Here is a 13812-nt window from a genome sequence, read left to right as displayed (position 1 = left end):
GTCAGGATACTTGTCTGCAGGCGTCATCGCCGAACCAGCGGTTTGCCGCCACTAAGCCCTGGATTTGCGCTTCGCGGGAGCCTTTTTGGCGAGCGTCGGTTGTGGTCTGCGTCCGAGCCCCGAAGCCTTCGCGAGCGTCGATCTTTGGGCCGCGTAGTTCGGCGCAACCATAGGGTAGTCGCGCTTCAATCCCCGCTTTCGCGGTATTCGTTGGGAGTGAGCCCGTAGTGTACCGCGAGATGACGTTTCAGCGATTTAAATTTCTTCCCGTCTTCCAGGCAGATTATGAAATCCGGTGTCACCGACCTTTTCGGATTTATGGCGGGTTCCTGTTTAGGCGGCTCGGCCACATTTGGCTGACCAAGGCCTGACGAATGAATCGACGCGATGAGGTCTGGCAACCCAGCGACGGGCAGGGCATTTTGGCTGACATAGGCAGAGACAATGTCGGCCGTCAGCCCGACTAGATCGGCTGTCACGCCTTGGTTTTGATCGCTCAAGTCTTCGCTCCTGGTATCGGATCAGTGCGCTTCGCCATGTTGTATATCGATAAACCACCACCGGAGCTGTAAGATGAGGCTTTGGCGGGAGGCAACCCTAGCGGGTGTCCAATTCGCGGTGATCCGCATCTCGCTGACCTATGTCGACGAGATCATCCTGGGCTACAACATCCGCAACGACTCGTCCTCGCCCTTGGAGACCGCCCGGCAGGGCGTCGTGCTCTACGCCCAGAACGGCATGAAGATGGTCAAGAACGCGGTCTGGCTGGCGCTGATCCTGTGGGGCGTCACCTTCGTCATCTTCCTGCTCATGCTGGCTCCGGCGGGCGCGGTCGTCTACCTCCTGCCAGGCCATTTAAGCGGCTGGGGCTTCGTGCTGGCCATCGTCTTTGCCTGGGCGCTGAAGGCGGCTTTCGTGGAGCCCTTCGCCATCGCCTCGCTGATGCAAGTCTATTTCGAGGCGATCGAGGGCCAAGTGCCGAACCCCGAATGGGACCTCTCCGAAGCCTCGCGCCAGTTCCGCGAGTTGAAGAACAAGGCGATATTGTCTTCCGGCGAAAGGCCGGCCGGGACTGCGCCGCAACCGAGCATATGAGGCGTGTCTCGTTTAAACCGAGGCGATCCTCGCTGCCCGCAACCGATAGTGCCCCCCCGTTTCCGCCACCGACGAAGAGAGCGGCCATCTCATACTCTCGCAGCGCCGCAGCACGAGCGACGAAATCGAATGTTACGCAACGGCTGGTTTTGATAATCTAAAGGCGGACTGCCACGTTCCGATCCCAAAACGATCGTTGCACGGTTGTTATCTCCGACTAGTTCGAAATCCAGGGACAGCGCTCAGGCGGCGGCTGATGACCGGCCGGGTGGTTATGATCCCATTTCTTGCACTCACCGGGCGGTGGCAAATGGCCCTTCGGAATCCCGGATAAGTGCTGAAGACGTCTGCCGTTTTTGTCGCGATCATGACGCCGGGGATAATCAACGTCTGACCGATGCTTCCAAACTCGATGGCCACTTTCGTCCTTCCACGGATCGGCAGCAGAAAAGCCAGTGCTGCCAGCGACGGTCATAAGAGTCGCCAGCAGGGGAATCAGTATGCGCATTGTCGAAGCCTCCTTGCCCCCGTGTAGTGCGGCACGAAACATACACCCGGCTACGCGTCGTGCCGCAGCTCTTTAGCCGACTTTCTGCGGAGGACCCGGTCTGATAGCACCTGTTCGAGGTTTCGCCTCGTCCGTCGTCCCGGCAGCGTAAAGGGGACAGAAAGCAGAGTCCGCTGCTCGCGTTCGTCCTGCTCTTCATTCGGAGCTCTGGTATGATATCCTACCGAGCATCGTCTCATAGAGAACCCCAATCAGGCGGGACTTCACCGGCACCGGAGGCGAAAACCAAAGGGGATCGTGCGCGCGCATCATTAGGTGACGTCGGGTCAATAGGATCGGAACGCAACAGGAACCGGGCGGCCCGGCCCGCTCATCGAGATGACACTGGATTTGCGGGCCGGGCGCCCAATAGAGCTAGAGTTGCCCAGTCCAGCCTATCTTTTCAAGTTCCGCTGACAGCTGATCGGGCTCACTCACGCCGCGCCTGAAAAGGCACATGACCTTGAGTGCAATCGCCTCGCGCTCGCTCTCGTGGACAATTCGATGGTTGGCGCAATAGTCGTTGAAAACTCTCGCAAGCGTTTCCAGTTCGGCGGAATCCGCGACACCATATGGCAACATGCCTACCTCCCTCCTAGGGGCGAAAGCATGATGACCGCTCCCAAGCGTCCGCTTGCCTCTACCTTGGTGCGGACGACATCAGGATGATACTCCTGAAATGTGTCATGCCCGAGTCAATTCGATGCGACGCTAGGAAAGCAAAAGTCCGGCGACGAGCACGGTCAGGACAAGCGAGGCGGGGACTGCAAGAAGCCAACGAGCTTCCAAAACACTGTTCCGAGGATCTTCCATATTTATCGCTCCTAGTCTGCTTTGAGCGTACCTCCACCAACGCCGGAGCCTCTGCTTGCGCTCAACCGCCCAGCGGGAGCTTCCGGCGTTTGGTCAACGGAAGGTCTGAGTGATCGTTCCGAGCGACGGTACCCAGTCGGCTATCGGTTCCGACTGGAGTCGGACCTCAAATTGCATAGGTCCCACGACTGAAACATACAGCCCGCTATCTCGTTTGGCTCCCTGACTGTCGATTTTGAGTCCCTTCATCGTCAGTCAAGTTGCCAAAACTAACACCCGCTGCTCGTGCGATGCGGCGGGTGTTTTTTGCCTGACAACTCCGGGCGGAACGCGGCATAGCCAAAACCGGGTTTCAGACCGACACCGTCCTAACATGGCACGACAGGCGAGGTCCGTGGCTCCGATCAACAACGCCTCCAAGGCTTGCGTTCTGGATGCGCGGCTTTCGAATAGACGATGCGCGCCGCGGTGGCGGACGATCCGCTGTCGGCCGAGCTGATGGACGTCATGCTGACGGCGCGCGCCGCGCTGTGGAGACAATACTGCCGTCGTGAAGATCGTTGCGCGCAATGAGATGTGCCGGCGCTTCGTGGCCATTCCCGGCGTCGGCCCGGTGACTGCGCTCTCGTTCATCACGGCGATCGAAGACCCGTCGCGCTTCCGCCTCTCGCGCGACGTCGCGGCCTAGTTCGGGCTGACGTCGCGACGCTGGCAATCCGGTTCCACGATCCTCGTCCAGGGGTGCATCTCCAAGGCCGGCGACGCGGACGTCAGGCGCGCGCTCTACGAGGCGGCGTCGCGTCTGATGATGAAGCGCTTCAAGGGCTCCGACAAGGTCAAGAGATGGGGCCAAGTTACCGCCAAACGCTCCTGCCCACTGCAAGGCCTGTGTCGCGGTGCCGCGCAAGCTGGCGGTGATCATGCACGCGCTCTGGAGCGACGGCACGTTCCACTCGACGATCCGGCGGCAAGCCAGGCGGCGCACGCACGACGAGGCCCGCAAGCGACCCGGAGCGCATCGATGAGCAGAAGACCGACAGTTCAAGCGCATGGCCCCAACACGCTGATGGACGCCGCAAAGGGGCGCGTCCGGAGTGCCGGCGCCTGGTTCGGCCATGACGCCATTCATCCTGACATGAATGCGCGAGCCATCGTGTTACGGTGGTCAGGTTTCGGATTTCCGATGTGCCTTAGGGTTGAACGAAGAGGAGAGATCACCACGACCAGGATCAACCGCCGCGCCTTGCTCGCCCACTCTGGCGCCGCCGTTTTGGGGTCGACAGTGGCGGCAACGGCTTCTGCCGCAAAGGGAATGCGTCGAGACCTAGTAACAACCGACAAACTGCAGGCGTTGATTGAAGCGCACATGACGGCATACGCCGCGTTCGGGAAGGCGATTCATAAAGTGGGTGGCAGCAGTGGCGACCACGACAGAGCCAGCCGGCAGGAGGAAAGGACGTTACTGGCCATTTGCGCCTACCCTGCTGTCAGCGAAGGGGATCGCTTGGCCAAGGCCCGATATCTTTTGAAGATCGAGGCACGGGGCGAACTCGATCTACCAGAACACATTCAGGCTCTTCTGCGTTCGACAGTTTCGGAGACATGAGGCGAAAGCCCGGCTAGTCTCCTTCAGATCATCCGAAACGCCAACTGACACAGACAGGTTGATGTGACAGCTTTATGCATGCTTTTGATCTGTGGCGGACCGGTCGTTTCGGCGGACCTGGCGGCCGGTCCGCCTGCGCATGAGGAGAGAGGAATCTGGGCGGCAATCGCCTATTCAAGCCTCGACGGGAAGCAGGGCTTCTTCTTAGATCGCGAAGCCCGCAATTGCGAGCGCCCCGATTTGTGAACAGCCCGATGCTTTTGGGTGGCGTCGCCTTCTGCGAGGATTGCGGAGGTGCAATGACCCTTCGCACCTCGGGAAAGGGCAAACAGTACCGTTTTATACGTGTTGTACGACCGCCCGGCAGGGGCCCACCGGCTGCGAGAACAATTCCCATGGAGAAGCTTGACGAGTTGGTCGCCAGCTATGTGGAACAGCGGCTGTTGAACCCGGCCAGGCTGCAGGAACTGCTGTCCGGGTTGCTGCAACGAAGGGCAGAGCAAAACGACCGCGAGAAGAACCGGATTGGGCATCTGAGACGACGGGCCGCTGATGCTGAGCGGAAGCTCACACGACTGTACGAGGCGATCGAAAACGGTCTGGCCGAGTTGACTGATCTGACCCTTAAGAACCGAATCGCCGAATTGACGAGAATTCGGGATGCCGCCAAAGCCGATGCCGAACGCTCGGAGACCCGAAAGAGTCAATCGGTCCACATAGTGCCAGAGGCTGTTGCAAAGTTTGCCGAAAGTGCCAAGCAGCGCCTCCGGGATGAGAACGGGAGTTTCAGGCGCCACCATCTGCAAACGCTGGTGCAGCGAGTTGACGTTGGAGCCGATCGGATCCTGATCAAGGGATCAAAACTCTCACTCTGTCGAACGCTCGTCGCGTCAGGCGAAAAGCCTAGAGTGTCCACGGCGGGGCGCGACGTTCGCAGTTCTGTACTGAAATGGCTCCCCGGGCCGGATTCGAACCAGCGACCAACCGGTTAACAGCCGGTTGCTCTACCACTGAGCTACCGGGGAACGGAGGCTCTGACGTGAGTGGCGCAGCCTATAGCAAACACCTTTCGGCTTTGCAAAGAAGCAATTCGCAATTTTTCTGCACTTTTTAATGCGGCTATTTGTGCCATCGTTCGGCGACCCCACATATGAGGGGCCTCACACCGGCACGGAACAAAGCGGCCGGTCGTCGCCTTGACATGGCTTAGGCAGCAGATGGGATTTGGCTTGAATGACCGCAGCGGACGATGACGGCGCCCCGGCACGGAAGATTTCGATCTTCGGTCGCGAGTTCACCATGCCGCGCTCGCGCGGCTGGCGAATCGCGATCGGCATGCTGCTTACCCTGGGCGGGCTTCTGGGCTTTCTGCCGATTCTCGGCTTCTGGATGATTCCGCTCGGTCTGCTGGTCTTGTCCTATGAATTCGCCATGATCCGGCGCCACCGGCGGCGTTTCGTCGTCTGGTGGGAACGCCGGCGCCGGCCCGACTGAGAGGCTGCGGCGGCTGTGCCGCGGCGATGCCGCAGCCCTGACAACCGATTGGTAATCACCACTTTGGCCGCTCCATGCGAAAGCGTCGGGAATGACGCGCGAGCGCTTGACGACCTTTGAGCGCCAACATAATGAGTGCGCTCGGAACGCCGGGAGCATTGCGAGGCCTCGTGGCGGAGTGGTTACGCAGAGGACTGCAAATCCTTGCACCCCGGTTCGATTCCGGGCGAGGCCTCCAGATGCTTGCGGGCTCCAGCGCACCGCGCCGGGGTTCCAGTCGAAGTTTTAGCCGCGTGTTGGGCGCGGGGAGCGGATTGTTGGGACATGAGCGCTGATTTCTCCGAACGCCGCGTGAAGATGGTCGACGGCCAGATCCGCACCACCGATGTAACCAGCGCACCGCTCATCGAAGCGATGCTGACCGTTCCGCGTGAGGCTTTTGTCGGCACCGGACAGCAGGATCTGGCCTATATCGACGAAGACATCCGCATCTCCGATGGCGCGAATGGCAGCGGCGCGCGCTACCTGATGGAGCCGTCGCCGCTCGCCAAGCTTTTGCAATTGGCCGAGATCGACGCAAGCGACTCGGTGCTCGATGTCGGTTGCGGCACCGGCTATTCCGCCGCATTGCTGTCCAGGCTGGCGCGGTCCGTCGTGGCGCTGGAGAGCGATCCCGCGCTGGCGGAGGCCGCCAAATCCACGCTTTCCAGCCTTGGCTGCCAGAATGTCACGGTGGTCACCGGGCCGTTGCCGCAGGGGCACGCCGCCAAGGGACCTTACGACGTCATCTTCATCGGCGGCAGCGTCGAGGAAGTGCCGCAGGCATTGCTCGACCAGCTTGCGGAAGATGGACGCCTGGTTGCAGTCGAAGGACAGGGCAACTCTGGCGTGGCCCGGCTGTTTTTCAAAGCAGGGGGGGTTGTAACCGGAAGACGGGCCTTTAATGCGGCAATTAAGCCACTACCGGGCTTCGAACGTGCTCACGCGTTTGAATTCTGAGCGTTTTTACCTTGCAGCGAAGCCGCTGTCATGATCGCTTGCGTCTGACAATCGTTGCTGATTTGGTTAACCAGGCGTTATCGGGAGACTGTCAGCGGGGGAACGATAAACAACGCGGCGGCGGTCGATCCACTAAGGATAGGCTGACGCGGCGTGGTTCCCATGCAAAACGAATGAGGGAAATGACGTGCCGCCTCTACGCAAGAGTGTTTTAGTAGCTATCCTTGTTTCGGCCACAGCGCTTTCGCCGCTGGCCGCCTCCGCCGAGACCATCACGGGCGCCCTCGCCAAAGCCTACCAATACAATTCCCAGCTCAACGCCGCCCGCGCCGGCGTGCGCGTTACCGATGAGGGCGTTGCCATCGCCAAGTCGGGCTGGCGCCCGACCGTCACCGGTTCGGGCAGCATCGACTATACCAGCACCCACGGGCAAGGCATCACCCGGAACATAACGACTGGCAGTTTCGGCGTGCAGATCAACCAGACGCTGTTCGACGGGTTTCAGACCAAGAACAATGTCGCCGCCGCCGAATCGCAGGTGAAGGCTTCGGTCGAAAGCCTGCGCAACACCGAAGAGAACATCCTGTTCAACGCGGCGAGCGCCTATATGGACGTGATTCGCGACCGCCAGATCGCGGCGCTGACCGAACAGAACCTGCAGTTCCTGACCGAGCAGGCGCGCGCCGCCCGCTCGCGCTTTGAGGTCGGCGAGGGCACCCGCACCGATGTCGCCCAGGCCGATGCCTCGCGCGCCACGGCCGTGGCGCAGCTCAGCGCCGCCCGCGCGACGGCGCTGGCGAGCGCCGCCACCTACCACCAGATCGTCGGCGACGAGCCGGGCAAGCTCAAGGCGGCCTCGCCGCTGGGCAAGCTGTTGCCGGGCAACCTCGATTCGGCTTTGGCCGTCGCTTCCGCCGAACATCCGGCCATCCTTGCCACCCAGCATCTCGTCGATGCGGCGGCGTTCTCGGTGAAATCTTCGGAGGGGGCGCTGCTGCCGCAGGTGACGGCCTCCGCGGGCATTTCTGACAATTACAGCCACTCCGTTCCCGATCTCACCGGAACCAACGGCACCTCGACATCGGCCAATATCGGCGCCACGCTCACCATTCCGATCTATTCGGGCGGGCGAACCTCGGCGCTGGTGCGGCAAAACAAGGAATCGCTCAGCCAAGCGCGCATCCAGGTCGATGTCAGCCGCGACCAGGTGCGCCAGGCGGTGGTCTCGGCCTGGACGCAATATGTCGCCGCGCGCGAAAGCGTGGATGCCAACAGGCAGGTCATCGATGCCGCGCAGCTGGCGCTCAACGGCGTCATCGAAGAGCGCAATGTCGGCCAGCGCACGACGCTGGACGTGTTGAACGCGCAGAATGCCGTCATCACCGCCAAGATCAATCAGGCCAGCTCCGAGCGCGACGTGGTCGTGGCGAGCTACGCCATCCTGTCGGCGATGGGCCGCCTGTCGGTCGATCGCCTTGGCCTGCCGGTCACCAAATACAGGCCCGAAGAGCATTACAACGCCGTCAAGGACAAATGGTACGGATTGCGCACGCCTGACGGGCGCTGATTTCCGGTCCAGGCTTCGACAAACGCCGCGCGTCCGATGGATGCGCGGCGTTTGTCGTTGTGGGTGGCTCTTCGGGTTGCGCGTCGCCTAATCTGTTGAAATCCAAGCAGTCCCCAGATTGGGGATTCTCGGATGACGATCGGTCGGTTACGCTGTCGGCGTTGATTCGAATTCCGGACCGGGCAGGAACGGAATTCAACAGGTCACTAGGGCGGCGGATGTTACGATGGCGACGGCAAGCAGCGCGCAGCGCGAACCTTCCATGGAAGAGATATTGGCTTCCATCCGGAGGATCATCGAAGACAGCGACACCGGGCGCAAGCAGCCGACCGAGGCCGGCGAACTGCGCCAGGACCTGGAGCCGGCCACCGCTGCCGTGCCGAATGTCGAGGTTGACGCCTTCCGCTCCGAATTGCATGCCGACGCCCGCAAGCCGGTGACGCTGGCGGAGGTGCAGGCCCAGCTTGCCGCGACCGATCCTGCTCCGGCGCGCGCCGAGGCTCGCCACGAGCCTGCCAAGGCGGCGCCCGCGCCGACCACCTTGTCGGAGGTCGGAGCCAGGAGCGTTGCTCAATCGAGCGCGTCGCCGGCCGCGAGCAAGCCCGTGGCGGCAAACGCAACGCAGAGCGCCGAGACCATCGTGACCGATTGGCGGCGGGAAATCGCGGCGGCGGGCGGCAGCACGGTCACCGCGAAGCCGAGCGCCCGGGCGCCGGAAGCCGCGCCGCGGGTCGAGATCGAGAAGGTCGACATCGAGAAGGAAGAGCTTCGACCGGCGGCTGCATCCGCGCAAGCCGGCGGCTCGCGGGCATCCGAACCGGAGGCGCAGCCGGCTCGGCCCGCGATCCTTTCGGAACATACGGGCCGGCAGGTCGCCGCGGCCTTCGGCGAGCTTTCCGACGCTTTCGCCAGCCGCGGCAAGAAGGGTTTCGACGAGATGGCCGAGGAGATGCTGCGGCCGATGCTGCAGGATTGGCTCGACAACAATTTGCCGACGCTGGTCGAAAGGCTGGTGCGCGAGGAGATCGAGCGCGTGGCGCGCGGGGCGCAGTAAAGCCGCCGGACTGGGCAGGCTGAAAGCGTCGCCTTCGGGGCGGCGCTTTTGTTAAGGGGCTGGGCTGGGTGTGCCGTTGTCCCGGCTCAGGCGGGATTGCCGCTGGCTGCGGTAATCCTATCTGTAGCAGCGATCGCAGCTTCTCGCGGTTGACTCGGCCAAGCCCTTCCGATTTACACCGGACGCTTGTTCCCGACAGTCCGGACTTCCTCCATGCTTGAAAAGACATACGACGCCAAAGCCGTCGAGCCGAAGATCGCAAAAATCTGGGAAGAGGCCGACGCCTTCCGGGCCGGCGCCGGCGCGGAGGAAGGGGCCGAAGCCTTCACCATCGTCATCCCGCCGCCCAACGTTACCGGCTCGTTGCATATGGGCCATGCGCTCAACAACACGCTGCAGGACATTCTCGTGCGCTTCGAGCGCATGCGCGGCAAGAACGTGCTTTGGCAGCCCGGCATGGATCACGCCGGCATCGCCACGCAGATGGTGGTCGAGCGCCGGCTCATGGAAAAGCAGATCCACCGCCGCGACCTGACGCGCGAGCAATTCATCGAGAAAGTCTGGGAGTGGAAGGCCGAATCCGGCGGCGCGATCTTCAACCAGCTGAAGCGGCTCGGCGCCTCGGCCGACTGGTCGCGCGAACGCTTCACCATGGACGAGGGCCTGTCCAAGGCGGTGCTGGAAGTCTTCGTCACGCTCTACAAGGAAGGCCTCATCTACAAGGACAAGCGCCTTGTGAACTGGGACCCGAAGCTGCTCACCGCCATTTCCGACCTCGAGGTCGAGCAGCACGAGGTGAACGGCAATCTCTGGCACTTCCGCTATCCGATCGAAGGCGAGGCGTTCGACCCCGAGAACCCGAAGACCTTCATCACAGTCGCGACGACGCGCCCCGAAACGATGCTCGGCGACACGGCCGTTGCCGTGCATCCCGATGACGAGCGCTTCAACGATCTGGTCGGCCGCAACGTCGTGCTGCCGATCGTCGGCCGCAAGATTCCGATCGTCGCCGACGAGTATTCCGATCCGGAAAAAGGCTCCGGCGCGGTCAAGATCACGCCGGCGCATGATTTCAACGACTTCGAGGTCGGCAAGCGCCATAAATTGCCGGCGATCAACATCCTGACGATCGAAGCGGCCATCAAGCTCAAGGACAATGAGGACTTCCTCGCTGGTCTCGAAGTGACGCCCGAGCGCCAGGCGGTGTGGGACGAGTTGGACGGGCTCGACCGCTTCACTGCCCGCAAGAAGATCGTCGAACTGATGGAAGCCGGCGGCTTTCTGGAGAAGGTCGAGCCGCACCGGCACACCGTGCCGCATGGCGACCGCGGCGGCGTGCCGATCGAGCCGTTCCTGACCGACCAGTGGTACGTCAACGCTGCCGAGCTCGCCAAGCCGGCGATCGCCTCGGTGCGCGAGGGACGCACCAACTTCGTGCCGAAGAACTGGGAAAAGACCTATTTCGACTGGATGGAGAACATCCAGCCCTGGTGCATTTCGCGCCAGCTCTGGTGGGGCCACCAGATCCCGGCGTGGTATGGACCGGACGGGCACGTCTTCGTCGAGAAGACCGAGGAAGAGGCTTTGGCCGCCGCCATCGAATATTACCTTGCGCTGGAAGGGCCATGGAAGGCCTGGGTCGAGGACAAGCTCGAAAACTTCCAGCCGGGCGACATCCTGACCCGCGACGAGGACGTGCTCGACACCTGGTTCTCCTCGGCGCTGTGGCCGTTCTCGACGCTCGGCTGGCCCGACCAGACGCCGGAGCTCAAGACCTATTACCAGACCGACGTGCTGGTGACCGGCTTCGACATCATCTTCTTCTGGGTCGCCCGCATGATGATGATGGGCCTGCACTTCATGGACGAGGAGCCGTTCCATACCGTCTATGTGCATGCGCTGGTGCGCGACAAGAACGGCGCCAAGATGTCGAAGTCGAAAGGCAACGTCATCGATCCGCTCGACCTGATCGACGAATATGGCGCCGATGCGCTGCGCTTCACGCTGACCGTCATGGCGGCTCAAGGGCGCGACGTGAAGCTCGATCCGGCCCGCATCGCCGGCTACCGCAATTTCGGCACCAAGCTGTGGAACGCGACGCGCTTCGCCGAGATGAATGAAGTGGCGCGCGACGACGCTTTCTGGCTGAACGATGCCAAGCTGCCGGTCAACCGCTGGATTCTGACCGAGCTGACGCGGGCGGCGCGCGCCGTCACCGAAGGCATCACCAGCTATCGTTTCAACGAGGCGGCGACTGCTGCCTACCGCTTCGTCTGGAACCTGTTCTGCGACTGGTATCTGGAACTGTTGAAGCCGGTATTCATGGGCGCCGACGAAGCCGCCAAGGCCGAAAGCCGGGCCTGCGTCGCCTTCGTGCTGGACGAGATCTATAAGCTGCTCCATCCGATGATGCCGTTCATGACCGAGGAGCTTTGGGCGCAGACCGCTGGCGAGGGCAAGGAGCGTTCCTCGCTGCTTTGCCACGCCGCCTGGCCGTCGCCCGACTTCGAGGACGAGGAGGCAGCCGCCGATATCAACTGGCTGGTCGATCTTGTCTCGGGCATCCGCTCGGTGCGTTCGGAAATGAATGTGCCGCCGGCGGCGATTGCGCCGCTGATGGTGATGGGCGCCAACACGCTGACCCAAGAGCGGCTGGAGCGTCACGCCCAGGCGATTAAGCGGCTGGCGCGCGTCGGGGATATCGCGCTCGCCGACGCGCCGCCGAAGGGCTCGGCCCAGATCGTGCTCAACGAGGCGACGGTGAGCCTGCCGCTCGGCAGCCTGATCGACCTCCAGGCCGAGGCCGCGCGGCTGCAGAAGGAATTGGCCAAGGTGACCGAGGAGATCGCGCGCCTGCACAAGAAGCTCTCGAACGATAAATTCGTCGCCAACGCACCGGAAGAAGTGGTCGAGGCCGAGCGCGAGAAACTCGACGAATATCGCGAGGCGCAGGAGAAGCTTTCGGTGGCTTTGGCGAGGGTCCGCGACGCCGGCTGAGGGCAAGATTCGCTGCCGCTTCAGAGGTGCTTTCCGGTACGTGAGCTGCCTCGAAAACGAGCGTGCCGCTGCGTTAATTTTGACGTAAACGGAAAGTTTGCGCCCCATTGTTGCCATAATGTAACAATGGGGCCTGACAGCCCGGAAATCGGCCGGTTTTGCCCTGTTTTGGGTGGTTTTTGCGGATTTTTTTGATCGCTCGATGCCGGTTGGCGTGATTTAAGCGCCAATTGCCGCGTCGATGACCATGGCAAAAATACGAGCTGTCAAGATGTACATGTACAGCCCTTGAAATCGTTGTTGCGTCATTAACCCGAATTGGTTCTAGCTTGAGCCGCTTGTATTCGGGGAGGGATTTCCATGAACATTTTGCGGCTCAAAGCTCTGGCGGGGGCAGGCTGCTTTTCGATCGCTTTGATCGGGGCCGCGATGCATCCCGCGCATGCCGGCGGCCTGGAGCGTGGCGGCTACGACATCGATCTGCTTTTCGATCCGTCGCCGGTCGCGACCGAGGCCGAAGCGACCTATGTGATGCCGGATCGCAAGTACAAGAATGCGAGGGGGCCGGGAGGAGCCGACCTTGGTTTTGGTTCCTCGGCCAAGGGATCCGAGGATTACTGGGTGCCGCGCATCGGCGTCAAAGCCCAGGTTGTCCAGGGCGTCGACTGCATGGTCGACTACTCGCAGCCTTGGGGCGCGCATACGGCGCCCGGTGTGTGGAACGGTGCGTTTTCCAACATGGAAACCGACATCAAGAGCGACAACTACGCGGCAACCTGCTCGTACAAGTTTGACGCGGGGAAGGGTCAGCTCCGCTTTATCGGCGGCGTCTTTTATCAGAAGGTCTACGGTTTCAAGGAAGACCTCGTGTCGCCGTTCGTGCCCGACTTCGGGGGAACTGGCCGCGTCGATCTGACAAGCAGTGGCTGGGGCTGGCGTGCCGGTGTCGCCTATGAAATCCCGGATATCGCGCTGCGCGCTAGCCTTGTCTACAATTCCAAGGTCAAACTCGACAATATCGAAGGCACACTGGACCTGACCAACGTCGGCTTGGGTACGATCCCGATCTACGGGTCGACGCAGTACATGCCGGATGTGGTGGAATTGAAACTCCAGTCCGGCGTCGCGCCCGGTTGGCTGGCCTTCGGCTCGATCAAGTGGACCAATTGGAGCACGCTGCAAAGCGTGCCGATCTGCCCGGTTGGCGTTCCGTCCTCGCTTTGTTTCAGCAACTCACCGGCAGAGGTGACTTCGCTCGACTTGATGTATCGTGATGGCTGGACTGTTTCGGGCGGCATCGGGCACAAGTTCAACGACCAGTGGAGCGCTGCGGGTCAGCTCTCCTGGGATCGTGGCACCTCGCATGGTTACGGCGCGCAGACCGACACGTGGACTGTCGGCGGCGGCGTCGCTTATACCCCCCAGCCCAACATCGAGGTTCGTTTGGCCGGTGCAATCGGCGTGATGACCAGCGGTCATTCCGGTACAGTGATCGGCCCGAACGGCAAGATAATTGGCGACGACGCCAGTTATGATTTCGGCAACGACCTCGTCACCGCTATCAACGGTGGAATTAAGATCAAGTTCTAAGCTTCTGAAAATTCACCGAAAAGGCCGGGCTTTCCCGGCCTTTTTTGTTG

General features: G+C 61.7%; 9 protein-coding genes, 2 tRNA genes and 3 pseudogenes. 11 read left to right on the top strand and 3 right to left on the bottom strand.

Going from position 1 to position 13812, the window contains the following annotated elements; translation table 11 throughout:
* Positions 1–51: 51 nt before the first annotated feature.
* Positions 52–500 (bottom strand): annotated as a pseudogene (locus P9273_RS04925) (MucR family transcriptional regulator).
* Positions 501–618: 118 nt separating this feature from the next.
* Between P9273_RS04925 and P9273_RS04920 the strand changes: the two are divergent.
* Positions 619–1095 (top strand): annotated as a pseudogene (locus P9273_RS04920) (hypothetical protein); the annotation flags it as partial.
* Between the two features lie 922 nt (positions 1096–2017).
* Here the strand turns inward: P9273_RS04920 and P9273_RS04915 are convergent.
* Positions 2018–2224 (bottom strand): hypothetical protein, encoded by a 207-nt coding sequence (locus tag P9273_RS04915; RefSeq protein ID WP_278047889.1) that lies wholly within the window; start codon positions 2222–2224, stop codon positions 2018–2020.
* A 687-nt stretch (positions 2225–2911) separates the two neighbouring features.
* Here P9273_RS04915 and P9273_RS04910 point away from each other — a divergent pair.
* The 3 genes and pseudogenes from P9273_RS04910 to P9273_RS32325 form a co-directional block, all read left to right on the top strand.
* Positions 2912–3480 (top strand): annotated as a pseudogene (locus tag P9273_RS04910) (transposase); the annotation flags it as partial.
* Entirely contained in the window at positions 3477–4061 is a 585-nt protein-coding gene (locus P9273_RS04905) for a hypothetical protein (protein ID WP_278047888.1), read from the top strand. The pseudogene P9273_RS04910 and the gene P9273_RS04905, both read left to right, overlap by 4 nt.
* A 254-nt stretch (positions 4062–4315) precedes the next feature.
* On the top strand, positions 4316–5053 hold the full coding sequence (locus tag P9273_RS32325) for a zinc ribbon domain-containing protein (RefSeq protein ID WP_442920194.1): 738 nt from the start codon (positions 4316–4318) through the stop codon (positions 5051–5053).
* Here the strand turns inward: P9273_RS32325 and P9273_RS04900 are convergent.
* A tRNA-Asn gene (locus P9273_RS04900) sits at positions 5012–5086 on the bottom strand. The two genes, P9273_RS32325 and P9273_RS04900, sit on opposite strands and share 42 nt — an antisense overlap.
* A 208-nt stretch (positions 5087–5294) precedes the next feature.
* Here P9273_RS04900 and P9273_RS04895 point away from each other — a divergent pair.
* The 7 genes from P9273_RS04895 (at position 5295) to P9273_RS04865 (ending at position 13762) form a co-directional block, all read left to right on the top strand.
* Positions 5295–5555, top strand: a complete 261-nt coding sequence (locus tag P9273_RS04895) for a hypothetical protein (protein WP_041004115.1) — start codon at positions 5295–5297, stop codon at positions 5553–5555.
* 164 nt (positions 5556–5719) lie between these two features.
* Positions 5720–5793: transfer RNA gene (locus tag P9273_RS04890), tRNA-Cys, on the top strand.
* Between the two features lie 86 nt (positions 5794–5879).
* Complete coding sequence (locus tag P9273_RS04885) at positions 5880–6554, top strand: protein-L-isoaspartate O-methyltransferase family protein (RefSeq protein WP_278047887.1); 675 nt, start codon at positions 5880–5882, stop codon at positions 6552–6554.
* A gap of 187 nt (positions 6555–6741) precedes the next feature.
* The gene (locus P9273_RS04880; protein ID WP_278047886.1) at positions 6742–8121 is read left to right on the top strand and encodes a TolC family outer membrane protein; all 1380 of its coding nucleotides are present in this window, start codon (positions 6742–6744) and stop codon (positions 8119–8121) included.
* Between the two features lie 226 nt (positions 8122–8347).
* Positions 8348–9175: a PopZ family protein gene (locus tag P9273_RS04875; protein ID WP_041004121.1), complete on the top strand. Its 828-nt coding sequence runs from the start codon at positions 8348–8350 to the stop codon at positions 9173–9175.
* Positions 9176–9388: 213 nt separating this feature from the next.
* A complete protein-coding gene (locus P9273_RS04870; RefSeq protein ID WP_278047885.1) occupies positions 9389–12172 on the top strand; it encodes a valine--tRNA ligase in 2784 nt (927 codons plus the stop codon).
* Positions 12173–12532: 360 nt separating this feature from the next.
* Positions 12533–13762 (top strand): OmpP1/FadL family transporter, encoded by a 1230-nt coding sequence (locus P9273_RS04865; protein WP_278047884.1) that lies wholly within the window; start codon positions 12533–12535, stop codon positions 13760–13762.
* Positions 13763–13812: the final 50 nt, after the last annotated feature.

It is taken from the genome of Mesorhizobium sp. WSM4935, assembly GCF_029625735.1.
GTDB lineage: Bacteria > Pseudomonadota > Alphaproteobacteria > Rhizobiales > Rhizobiaceae > Mesorhizobium.
The sequence above is the reverse complement of the archived record's forward strand: the minus strand, read 5'-3'. Positions and strand labels throughout refer to the sequence as shown.

What these genes read in the sequence shown, in the direction of transcription:
- P9273_RS04865 (WP_278047884.1), top strand. Translation starts at nt 12,533, where the DNA reads ATGAACATTTTGCGGCTCAAAGCTCTGGCGGGGGCAGGCTGCTTTTCG.
- P9273_RS04895 (WP_041004115.1), top strand. Translation starts at nt 5,295, where the DNA reads ATGACCGCAGCGGACGATGACGGCGCCCCGGCACGGAAGATTTCGATC.
- P9273_RS04870 (WP_278047885.1), top strand. Translation starts at nt 9,389, where the DNA reads ATGCTTGAAAAGACATACGACGCCAAAGCCGTCGAGCCGAAGATCGCA.
- P9273_RS04905 (WP_278047888.1), top strand. Translation starts at nt 3,477, where the DNA reads ATGAGCAGAAGACCGACAGTTCAAGCGCATGGCCCCAACACGCTGATG.
- P9273_RS04885 (WP_278047887.1), top strand. Translation starts at nt 5,880, where the DNA reads ATGAGCGCTGATTTCTCCGAACGCCGCGTGAAGATGGTCGACGGCCAG.
- P9273_RS32325 (WP_442920194.1), top strand. Translation starts at nt 4,316, where the DNA reads ATGCTTTTGGGTGGCGTCGCCTTCTGCGAGGATTGCGGAGGTGCAATG.
- P9273_RS04875 (WP_041004121.1), top strand. Translation starts at nt 8,348, where the DNA reads ATGGCGACGGCAAGCAGCGCGCAGCGCGAACCTTCCATGGAAGAGATA.
- P9273_RS04915 (WP_278047889.1), bottom strand. Translation starts at nt 2,224, where the DNA reads ATGTTGCCATATGGTGTCGCGGATTCCGCCGAACTGGAAACGCTTGCG.